7 protein-coding genes are annotated in these 10,772 nt (G+C 72.5%); 5 read left to right on the top strand and 2 right to left on the bottom strand.

From position 1 onward, the window contains the following. A partial coding sequence (locus EF903_RS20625) for a hypothetical protein (RefSeq protein ID WP_312845949.1) occupies positions 1 to 936 on the top strand: 936 nt, incomplete at its 5' end. Here EF903_RS20625 and EF903_RS20620 read toward each other — a convergent pair. Further along, complete coding sequence (locus tag EF903_RS20620; protein ID WP_125545306.1) at positions 912 to 1,814, bottom strand: pyridoxamine 5'-phosphate oxidase family protein; 903 nt, start codon at positions 1,812 to 1,814, stop codon at positions 912 to 914. The two genes, EF903_RS20625 and EF903_RS20620, sit on opposite strands and share 25 nt — an antisense overlap. A gap of 21 nt (positions 1,815 to 1,835) precedes the next feature. Then, a complete protein-coding gene (locus EF903_RS20615; protein WP_125545304.1) occupies positions 1,836 to 2,294 on the bottom strand; it encodes a VOC family protein in 459 nt (152 codons plus the stop codon). Between the two features lie 140 nt (positions 2,295 to 2,434). Here EF903_RS20615 and EF903_RS20610 point away from each other — a divergent pair, with 140 nt between their 5' ends. From EF903_RS20610 to pepN, 4 genes are all read left to right on the top strand, one after another. Continuing rightward, the gene (locus tag EF903_RS20610) at positions 2,435 to 3,004 is read left to right on the top strand and encodes a CGNR zinc finger domain-containing protein (protein WP_125545302.1); all 570 of its coding nucleotides are present in this window, start codon (positions 2,435 to 2,437) and stop codon (positions 3,002 to 3,004) included. Between the two features lie 274 nt (positions 3,005 to 3,278). Continuing rightward, positions 3,279 to 6,608, top strand: a complete 3,330-nt coding sequence (locus EF903_RS20605) for a S8 family serine peptidase (protein ID WP_125545300.1) — start codon at positions 3,279 to 3,281, stop codon at positions 6,606 to 6,608. 236 nt (positions 6,609 to 6,844) lie between these two features. Continuing rightward, positions 6,845 to 7,876: an aspartate-semialdehyde dehydrogenase gene (locus EF903_RS20600; RefSeq protein ID WP_125545299.1), complete on the top strand. Its 1,032-nt coding sequence runs from the start codon at positions 6,845 to 6,847 to the stop codon at positions 7,874 to 7,876. 139 nt (positions 7,877 to 8,015) lie between these two features. Then, complete coding sequence (pepN, locus tag EF903_RS20595) at positions 8,016 to 10,601, top strand: aminopeptidase N (protein ID WP_125545297.1); 2,586 nt, start codon at positions 8,016 to 8,018, stop codon at positions 10,599 to 10,601. Positions 10,602 to 10,772: the final 171 nt, after the last annotated feature.

Genomic DNA, 10,772 nt, shown 5'->3' with positions numbered 1-10,772 from the left:
CTCGCCCACCTCACCGCCAGCCGCCCCCGTGTCCTGACCCTCGCGCAGCTCCGCGAGCACGGAGTCAGTGCCGCGGAGGCCGCCGCCCGGTCCTGGCAGGAGATCCTGCCGGGGGTGTTCGTGCTGCACCCCGGCGCCGCGACCAGCGAGGAGCGGCTGCACGCCGCGCTGCTGTACGCGGGCCGGCGCGGCGGCGAGGCGATGATCACCGGGCCGGCGGCGCTGGCCCTGTACGGGTTCGCCTCGGCCCCCGCCCTGTCCTCCCTGCCGCGGATCGACGTGCTGGTGCCGCACACCCGCCGGCTGCGCTCCGTCGGCAGCGTGCGGTTCGTCCGCGCCCACACTCCGCCGCGCCCGCTGGAGGTGACCGGGCTGCCGGTGGCGCCCGTCGCCCGGGCGGTCGCGGACGCGGTGGCCGGGCTGTCGAACGCGGGCACGGTCCGCCGGATCCTGAGCGAGGCCGTCCGCGCCGGGCACTGCGAGCCGGCCGCCGTCGTGCGGGAGCTGACGCTGGCCCGGCTGCTGAACCGGCCGCACGTGGTGGACGCGGTGGAGTCGCTGCTCGCGGAGGGCCGGGCCATCGCCGAGGACCGGCTCTACCGGCTGGTGGGCGGCTTCGGTCTGCCGGAGCCGCTGTGGAACGTGGACCTGCGCCTGCCCGGCGGCCCGCACCTGGGCGGCGTCGACGCGTACTGGCCGGAGCAGGCGGTCGCCGTGGAGATCGACACGCGGGCGCCGCGGCAGGGCGAGGACGAGGACTGGTCGGAGGCGGTCCGCAAGCGCGACGCGCTGGAGCGGCTCGGCGTGACCGTCCTGCACATCACCCCGCGCAAGCTGCGGGACTGGCCCGAGCAGCAGGCCGCGGTCGTACGGACCGCACTGGCCGCGGCCGCCGGCCGGGAGCCCGCCGCCTACCTGGTCGTCCTGCCGCGGTGAGGCGGCGGCGCCGGGTTCGCGGGCGAGAACTCCGGGGCGCTCCACAGCAGCCGCCCCGGGTGCAGGCTCTCCACCGCCTCCTCGACGCGGAACAGGACGCTGCGGCCGCCGTCGGGCGCGTACTCGGTCTGCGCCCGGCCGCTGAGCTGGAGCAGTGCGCCGCTCTCCCAGTGCGGGAAGAGCAGCCCGGCCCGCGGGTCGGCGGCCAGGTTCCCCAGGGTGAGGAACATGGAGTTCCCCGGGTAGTCCGGCCAGCGCAGCTCGGTCGGCGACAGCACTTCGACGAATCCGGGCATGCCCCCGCGGTGGCTGGCGTCGGCGCCCTCCGCGTGGACGGTGGCGGCGAAGAAGGTGTCGGCGCCGCCTACGGCCCGGACCTGGCGGGCGTCGAGGGCGGGCGCGCGGCGCAGCACGCCGGGCCCGTCGGGGACGGTCCGCAGCGGCTGCCGCTTCTGGAGGTACTTGGGGCAGTTGGAGAAGACCCGCTCGGCGGAGACGGCGAACCCGCCGGGGACGGCCCGCGCGGTGCCGCCCAGCCGCATCCGGCGCCGGGTGCGCGGGTCGAGCGCGATCGTGCCGACCGGGATCCCGCCGGCGGCGAGCGCCGCGGCGAGCGGATCGCCCTCCGGCACCCCGCCGGCGACCTCCATGCGGGCGGGTCCGGCGGCCCGCACGAAGCCGGGCGGACCGGTGAGCAGTGAGGCCCACATCCGGCCCCTCGCGTCGGCGGCGCCGACGACGAGGTGCGGCTGGCGGGCCAGGAACGCGGCGGCGACGTCCTTGATGCCGGGGCCGATGGAGCGGCCCACGTGCTCGGCGGCCGCGCGGACGCCGACCCGCTCCTGTACCGCGATCGAGCCGCGGTGGTACCGCTCCATGGCCGTCTCCTCTCGGGCGTACTAGAAGAATCCGCAGGTCGGGGCGTTCGGGGTGGGTGCGGGGGCGCCGTGGGCGCCGGTGGGGATGGAGATTTCGAGGCGGGTGCCGTCCGGGTCGAGGAAGAAGATCCCGCCGGAGGCGGTGCCCTCGCCGTGGGCGACGACGCCGTCGTGGACGAAGGGGGTGCCGAGTTCGCGCAGCCGGGCCTCGTGGGCGCGCACCTCGCCGATCCCGGAGGCCGTGAAGGCGAGGTGGTGCAGTCCGGCCGCGGCGGGGGTGTACCCGCCTTCGGCCTGCTGCCACAGGGTGAGGACGAGTTCGCCGTCCCGCCCGAGGAAGGCGAAGCGGCGGCCGTCCTCCTTGCCCTCGCCGAGCGGCTCGAAGCCGAGGGCGTCGCGGTAGAAGGCGAGCGAGCGGTCGAGGTCGGTGACGTTCAGGCCGATGTGGCCGGTGCGGAGCGTGCTGACGGCAGCCGTCACGGCTGTTCCCCCTTCGACAGGGCCGGCGGGCCCCCGCCGACGTTCTAACCATCTAAATCGAAATTAAGGGTTAGGCGCGAGCGCGTCAACCGGCCGCGTACGCTGGAGGGGTCGGCCGGCATGCGAGGAGGAACGGCGACATGGCCACAGCGGAGGCGGCGGACCCGCGCCCCCTGACCGGCGAGCCGATCGCCCTGGACCTGCTGAACACGCGCTGGATGCAGGACGGCGCGCCCGTCGACCTGTTCGCCGGCGCGGCCGGGCTGACCCGCATGGAGGGGCTCGCCGTCTGGCTGCGCGCCGCGGGCCTGGCCGACCGCTTCCGCGCCGACCCGTCGGCCCTCGTCCACCTGCTGACCGCGCGCGAGGCCATCGCCCGCGCCGTGGCCGACCCGGCGGACGCCGGTGCGCGCGCCCTGGTCGACGCCGTGCTGGAGCACGGGCGCATCCGGCCGACACTCGGCGAGGAAGGCCCGGGCGAGCGGCCCGAGTTCGACGACCGGTCCTGGGGGCCGGCGTGGACGGCCGCGTACGGCTACCTGGCGCTGCTGCGCTCCGGGCCGGAGCGGATCCGCAAGTGCGCCTCGGCGAGCTGCGTGCTGCACTTCCACGACACCTCGCGCGGCGGCACCCGCCGCTGGTGCTCGATGGCCGCCTGCGGCAACCGCGCCAAGGCCTCGCGGCACTACGCGCGCACGCGCGAGCGCTGAAACGCCGGAAGTTGTCACACCCGGGCGGGTGCTGACCGCACCCCGCCAACCCCGTGAAGGTCGGGAAGTCGACAAATCCACTCCCTGGAACCCGTGGTTCGCCGGAGTATGCCCCGGTACGGCCCCGATGGCGGGAAGTCCGAGCTGGCGAGAGTGCGCCATGTCAGGTCTCGGTAAATGACAGGCCTCCCCAAACAGCGGGCAGTTAGGCAAAGCTGACCGGTCATCCGGCACCGAAATCCGGACCGTATCTTTCACTTATCCAGGGATGCTGATGACCTTCGAATCCCCCAGTTCGATATCCGGGGCCCGGCGCGTCGCGCGCGTCGCGGCCGCGGCCGGTCTGGTGGCCGCTCTCGCGGGCGCGGGCGCCATGCCCGCCTTCGCGGCGCCGGCCCCCGGCACCGGTGCGGCGGGCACCGGGCCGGCCGTCAAGTCCGCCGACCAGAAGCTCGGTTCGGCCGACGCCGAACTGCTGCAGGAGGCCAAGGCCAAGGGCGAGGCGACCGTCACGGTCATGGTGGCCACCGCCCCCGGCCAGACCAAGCAGGTCACCGACCAGATCGCGGCCGTCAAGGGCGCCTCGGTGGGCCAGGCCAACGACAAGCTCGGCTACGTGCGCGCCACCCTGCCCACCGGCAAGGCCGAGGCCGCGCTGAAGGCGGCCGCCAAGCTGTCGTCCGTCCACGCCATGGACCTCAAGCACGAGATCCGGCTGCCGGACCCGCGCCCCGACGCGGGCAAGGAGTCCGGTGCGGGCAAGAAGACGGCTGCGGGCAGCTTCGCGGCGCCGGACAAGAACACCCCGGCGAAGAACCCGTACAACCCGTCCTTCGAGACCGGCTCGGTGGACTTCGTCGCGAACAACCCGCAGGCCGACGGCCGCGGGGTGACCATCGGCATCCTGGACTCGGGCGTCGACATCGCCCACCCCGCCCTGCAGCAGACCACCACCGGCGAGCGCAAGATCGTCGACTGGGTCACCGCGACCGACCCGATCACCGACAACGACGGCACGTGGCGCGCGCAGATCACTCCGGTGACGTCCTCCGGCGGCAGCTTCGCCGCGGGCGGCCAGAGCTGGAAGGCCCCGGAGGGCTCCTTCCAGTGGAGCCGCTTCAGCGAGTCGATCACCGCCAACGGCGACATGAAGGGCGACGTCAACCGGGACGGCGACACCACCGACCGGTTCGGCATGCTCTACGACCCGGCCGCCGGCACCGTCCGCGTCGACACCGACCAAAACGGCGACTTCACCGACAACGAGCCGATGAAGCCGTACAAGGACGGCTTCCAGATCGGCTGGTTCGGGACGGACAACCCGGCGACCGCGGTCGCCGAGCGCATCCCGTTCGTCATCCAGATCCGCAAGGACGTCCCGATGGACCCGCTGGGCGGGGACTGGGTCGGCAAGAAGGCCGACTTCGTCAACATCGGCATCATCGAGTCCGAGCACGGCTCGCACGTCGCCGGCATCACCGCGGCGAACGGCCTGTTCGGCGGCAAGATGAACGGCCAGGCCCCCGGCGCCAAGCTCGTCTCCTCGCGCGCCTGCTCCTGGTCGGGGGGCTGCACCAACATCGCGCTGACCGAGGGCATGATCGACCTCGTCGTCAACCGCGGCGTGGACATCGTCAACATGTCGATCGGCGGCCTGCCGGCGCTGAACGACGGCAACAACGCCCGCGCCGAGCTGTACAAGAACCTCATCGACACCTACGGCGTCCAGCTCGTCATCTCGGCGGGCAACGAGGGCCCCGGCGTCAACACCATCGGCGACCCCGGCCTCGCCGACAAGGTCATCTCCGTGGGCGCGGCGGTCTCCAAGGAGACCTGGGCCGCCAACTACGGCTCCGGCGTGGACAAGAAGTACGCCATGTTCCCCTTCTCCTCGCGCGGCCCGCGCGAGGACGGCGGCTTCACGCCGACCCTCACCGCCCCCGGCGCGGCCATCAACACCATCCAGACCTGGCTGCCCGGCGCGCCGGTGAAGGAGGCGGGCTACGACCTGCCGGCCGGCTACGGCATGCTCCAGGGCACCTCGATGTCGTCGCCGCAGGCGGCCGGCGCGGGCGCGCTGCTGCTCTCCGCCGCCAAGCAGCACAACATCAAGCTGACCCCGGCGGCCCTGCGCATCGCGCTCACCAGCACCGCCAAGACGATCAAGGACGTGCCCGCGCACGCGCAGGGCGCCGGCCTGATCGACGTCAACGCCGCCTGGGAGTCCGTCCAGCGCGACGCCAAGGCCAACGACTTCACCGTCAAGGCGCCGGTCGACACCGCGATCGACCAGTTCCTGAAGACCCCGGGCTTCGGCACCGGCATCTACGACCGCGAGGGCGGCCTGAAGGTCGGCCAGAAGAAGGTCTACGACGTCGTCGTCACCCGCACCACCGGCGTGAAGTACGGCACCCGCCACAACCTGAGCTGGCGGAACAACGACGGCACCTTCAAGGTCATCGGCGGCTACGACTACGTCACCCTGCCGCTGAACAAGCCCGTCACGATCAAGGTCGAGGCGAAGGCGACGACGGCCGGCGTGCACAGCGGCATCCTGCAGCTGGACGACGAGACCACCGAGGGCATCGACAAGCAGGTCCTGGCCACGGTCGTCGCCGCGGCCCCGCTGGCGAAGCCGTCGTTCACCTTCTCGGACACCTCGTCCGTGCAGCGCAACAGCCACAAGTCGTACTTCGTCACCGTGCCGCAGGGCGCGAAGTCCCTCGAGGTCGCCCTCGGCGGTCTCGCGGCGGGCAGCCAGACGCGCTTCATCTCGATCCACCCGTACGGCCTGGGCGTCGAGGACAGCGCCACCACGCAGTGCTACCCGAACTACGACAACCCGGCGAACAAGTGCCGCCCCGACCTGCGCTCGTACGAGAACCCGCAGCCGGGCGTCTGGGAGATCGAGGTCGAGTCGCGCCGCACGTCGCCGCTGCTCGACAACCCCTTCAAGCTGGACGTGAGCATCCTCGGCGCGGCCTTCGACCCGGCGGTCAAGGTTCTCCCCGAGGTGAAGCAGGGCACTCCCGCCCCGGTCCAGTGGACGGTCAGGAACGACGCCGCGGCCATCTCCGGCGGCAAGCTCCAGGGCGGTTCGCTCGGCTCCGCGAAGGTCGCCAAGCCGACCATCGCGAACGGTGAGCAGCAGACCACCACGGTGACCGTCGGCGAGGGCGTCTCCCGCCTCGACGTGGCCATCGGCAGGACCTCGGACACCGGCGCCGACCTCGACCTCGACGTCTTCAAGGACGGCGTGAAGGTCGGCTCCTCCGCCGACGGCGACTCCGAGGAGACCGTGAGCCTGGTGAACCCGGGCGCCGGCACCTACACGATCGTGGTCACCGGCTACGCGGTTCCGGCCGGCTCCACCACGTACGACTACCGCGACGTCTACTTCTCCTCCGCCCTGGGCTCCGTCCAGGTCGACGAGAACGCCGCGGTGAACCTCGCGAACGGCGCCTCGGCGAGCGTCTCGGCCAACGTCGTGGCGAGCAGCCCGGCCCCCGAGGGCCGGCAGTTCTTCGGCGAGGTCAAGCTGCTGAACGCCCGCGGCACCGCCGCCGGCACCGGCAGCGTCCAGATCGAGAAGGTCGCTTCCTGATCCGGCGGCCTCCCGGCCGCACCACCGCATGACCGCGTGACGAAGGGGCGGGCGCCGACGGCGCCCGCCCCTTCCCCTTGCCCTCCCCGCCGCGCCAGGACCGGCCCCGACCTGCGCAAACTACCGCCGCGCCCGGAACATCGTCCGCTCCTCGGACAATGGATTGGACAAGCCTTGTGGGGTCGAACGCATGATGGCTCCACGCGCCCGCGTCGTACGCACCAAAAGGAGTCACCGTGAGGGTAGGAATCGTCGGAGCCACCGGCCAGGTCGGCGGAGTCATGCGCAGCATCCTGGCCGAGCGCAAGTTCCCGGTCGACGAGCTGCGCCTGTTCGCCTCCGCCCGCTCCGCGGGCTCCACCCTGGAGTGGCAGGGCCGGGAGATCACCGTCGAGGACGCCGCCGCGGCCGACTACAGCGGCCTGGACATCGTGCTGTTCTCCGCGGGCGGCGCCACCTCCAAGGCCCTCGCCGAGAAGGTCGCCTCCCAGGGCGCCGTGGTGATCGACAACTCCTCCGCGTGGCGCCGGGACCCCGAGGTGCCGCTGGTCGTCTCCGAGGTCAACCCGCACGCGGTCGCGAACCGCCCCAAGGGCATCATCGCCAACCCGAACTGCACCACCATGGCCGCCATGCCGGTGCTGCGCCCCCTCCACGACGAGGCCGGGCTGGAGGCGCTCGTCGCCACCACCTACCAGGCCGTGTCGGGCTCCGGCCTCGCCGGCGTCGCCGAGCTCGACGGCCAGGTCAGGCAGGTCGCCGAGCGGGCCGCCGAGCTGGCCCACGACGGCGGTGCCGTCGACTTCCCGGAGCCCGGGGTCTACAAGCGCCCCATCGCCTTCAACGTGCTCCCCCTGGCCGGCTCGATCGTGGACGACGGCTCCTTCGAGACCGACGAGGAGCAGAAGCTCCGCAACGAGTCCCGCAAGATCCTGGAGATCCCGGACCTGAAGGTCTCGGGCACCTGCGTGCGCGTCCCCGTCTTCTCGGGCCACTCCCTCCAGGTCAACGCCCGCTTCGCCCGCCCGATCAGCGTGGAGCGCGCCTACGAGCTGCTGAAGGACGCGCCGGGCGTCGAGCTGTCGGAGATCCCGACCCCCCTCCAGGCCGCCGGCAAGGACGCCTCGTACGTGGGCCGCATCCGCGTCGACGAGACCGTCGAGCACGGCCTCGCGCTCTTCCTCTCGGGCGACAACCTGCGCAAGGGCGCCGCGCTGAACGCGGTGCAGATCGCGGAGCTCGTCGCCGAGGAGCTCGGCCGGTCCTGACTCCGGCGCGCAGGGGTGGTGCCGGGTGCCGGCGCCACCCCTGCGGCGTACCCGGGGCGGCGGGGGAAATCCGCCGGGTGGAGACCGCTGCGGCATGCAAGGATGACCGCGAACGTCACCATCGAAGGAGATGAAACGCGTGCCTGGCACGAATCTGACCCGTGAAGAGGCTCAGCAGCGGGCGAAGCTGCTCAGCGTCGATTCGTACGAGATCGACCTCGATCTGAGCGGCGCGCAGGAGGGCGGGACGTACCCCTCCGTGACGACCGTGCGGTTCCAGAGCGCCGAGGCGGGCGCCGAGACCTTCATCGACCTGGTCGCCCCGGCCGTGCACGAGGTCGTCCTGAACGGCACGTCCCTGGACGTCGCCGCCGTCTTCCGGGACTCCCGCATCCGGCTGCCGCACCTGCTCCAGGGCGCCAACGAGCTGAAGGTCGTCGCGGACTGCGCGTACACCAACACGGGCGAGGGCCTGCACCGCTTCGTCGACCCGGTCGACCAGCAGGCCTACCTGTACACGCAGTTCGAGGTGCCGGACGCGCGGCGCGTGTTCGCCAGCTTCGAGCAGCCCGACCTGAAGGCGACGTTCCAGTTCACGGTGACGGCGCCCGAGGGCTGGACGGTGGTCTCCAACTCGCCGACGCCGGACGCCGCCGACGTCAAGGACAACGTGTGGCGCTTCGCGCCGACCCCGCGGATCTCGACGTACATCACCGCGCTCATCGTGGGCCCGTACCACGCGGTGCACAGCACGTACGAGGGCCCGAACGGCCAGGTCGTGCCGCTCGGCATCTACTGCCGGCCCTCCCTGGCGGAGTTCCTGGACGCCGAGGCGATCTTCGACGTCACGCGGCAGGGCTTCGACTGGTTCCAGGAGAAGTTCGCCTACGACTACCCGTTCGCCAAGTACGACCAGCTGTTCGTGCCGGAGTTCAACGCGGGCGCGATGGAGAACGCGGGCGCGGTCACCATCCGCGACCAGTACGTCTTCCGCTCGAAGGTGACGGACGCCGCGTACGAGGTGCGCGCCGAGACCATCCTCCACGAGCTCGCGCACATGTGGTTCGGCGACCTGGTCACCATGGAGTGGTGGAACGACCTGTGGCTGAACGAGTCGTTCGCGACGTACACCTCGATCGCCTGCCAGGCGTACGCGGAGGGCTCGAAGTGGCCCCACGCGTGGACCACCTTCGCCAACTCGATGAAGACGTGGGCCTACCGGCAGGACCAGCTGCCCTCCACGCACCCGATCATGGCGGACATCCGCGACCTGGACGACGTCCTGGTCAACTTCGACGGGATCACCTACGCCAAGGGCGCTTCGGTGCTCAAGCAGCTCGTCGCCTATGTCGGCATGGAGGCGTTCTTCAAGGGCGTGCAGGCGTACTTCAAGGCGCACGCCTTCGCCAACACGCGCCTGTCGGACCTGCTGGGCGCCCTGGAGGAGACCTCGGGCCGTGACCTGGCCGCCTGGTCCAAGGCGTGGCTGGAGACCGCCGGCATCAACGTCCTGCGCCCGCGCATCGAGACCGGCGCCGATGGCGTGATCACCTCCTTCGCGGTCAGCCAGGAGGCCCCGGCGCTCCCCGCGGGCGCCCAGGGCGAGCCGACGCTGCGCCCGCACCGGATCGCGATCGGCCTGTACGACCTGGACGGCGGCCGCCTCGTGCGCACCGACCGGATCGAGCTGGACGTCGACGGCGCGCTCACCGAGGTGCCGGAGCTGGTCGGCCGGGCCCGTCCGGCCGTCGTGCTGCTGAACGACGACGACCTCTCGTACGCCAAGGTGCGCCTCGACGAGGTGTCCCTGGCGAACGTCACCGCGCACCTGGGCGACTTCACGGACTCGCTGCCGCGGGCGCTGTGCTGGGCGTCGGCGTGGGACATGACCCGCGACGGCGAGCTCGCGACCCGCGACTACCTGTCGCTGGTCCTGTCGGGCATCGGCAAGGAGTCGGACATCGGCGTCGTGCAGTCGCTGCACCGCCAGGTGAAGCTGGCCCTCGACCTGTACGCCGACCCGGCGTGGCGCGAGGAGGGCCTGGCGGCGTGGACCGAGGCCGCGCTGGAGCACCTGCGCGCCGCGGAGCCGGGCAGCGACCACCAGCTGGCGTGGGCGCGGGCGTTCGCCGCGACGGCCCGCACCGAGGACCAGCTGACCTACCTGAAGGCCCTGCTGGACGGCGTGGCCGAGATCGAGGGCCTGGCCGTCGACACCGAGCTGCGCTGGGCGTTCCTGGAGCGGCTGGCGGCGACCGGCGTCGCCGACGAGGCGGCCATCGCGGCCGAGCTGGAGCGCGACCCCACGGCGGCCGGCGAGCGCCACGCGGCCACCGCGCGGGCGGCCCGCCCGACGGCCGAGGCCAAGGCCGCGGCCTGGGCGTCGGTGGTGGAGTCGGGCGACCTCCCGAACGCCGTGCAGGAGGCGGTGATCGGCGGGTTCGTCCAGGCCGACCAGCGCGAGCTGCTGGCCCCGTACGCGGAGAGGTACTTCGCGGCGGTCAAGGGCGTCTGGGACAGCCGCAGCCACGAGATCGCCCAGCAGGTCGCGGTCGGCCTGTACCCCTCGCTGCAGGTGTCGCAGGAGACCCTGGACGCGACGGACGCCTGGCTGGCCTCGGCCGAGCCGAACGCGGCCCTGCGCCGCCTGGTCTCGGAGTCCCGCTCGGGCGTCGAGCGCGCCCTGAAGGCACAGGCCGCCGACGCGGCCGCGGGCCGCGCCTGACGCACGCACGGCCCATCCGGTGCCCCGGTCCCGCCCACGGCGGGGATGCTGTTGGCTAATTGAGGGCACGTAGCTTTCTCCGCCCTGCCGGCCTCTGGTCGGCAGGGCGGAGTGCTTCTAGGGGTGTGGTGCGGGTGCGGGCGCGGGGTCTGTCCGAGCACCAGGCGTCGA

Origin of the sequence: Streptomyces sp. WAC05292 (assembly GCF_003949955.1) — a bacterium.
Taxonomy (GTDB): domain Bacteria; phylum Actinomycetota; class Actinomycetes; order Streptomycetales; family Streptomycetaceae; genus Streptomyces; species Streptomyces globosus.
The sequence above is the reverse complement of the archived record's forward strand: the minus strand, read 5'-3'. Positions and strand labels throughout refer to the sequence as shown.

Bases quoted from the DNA above. Each gene is read 5' to 3' on its own strand.
- EF903_RS20605 (WP_125545300.1), top strand. From the start codon at position 3,279: ATGACCTTCGAATCCCCCAGTTCGATATCCGGGGCCCGGCGCGTCGCG.
- EF903_RS20610 (WP_125545302.1), top strand. From the start codon at position 2,435: ATGGCCACAGCGGAGGCGGCGGACCCGCGCCCCCTGACCGGCGAGCCG.
- EF903_RS20620 (WP_125545306.1), bottom strand. From the start codon at position 1,814: ATGGAGCGGTACCACCGCGGCTCGATCGCGGTACAGGAGCGGGTCGGC.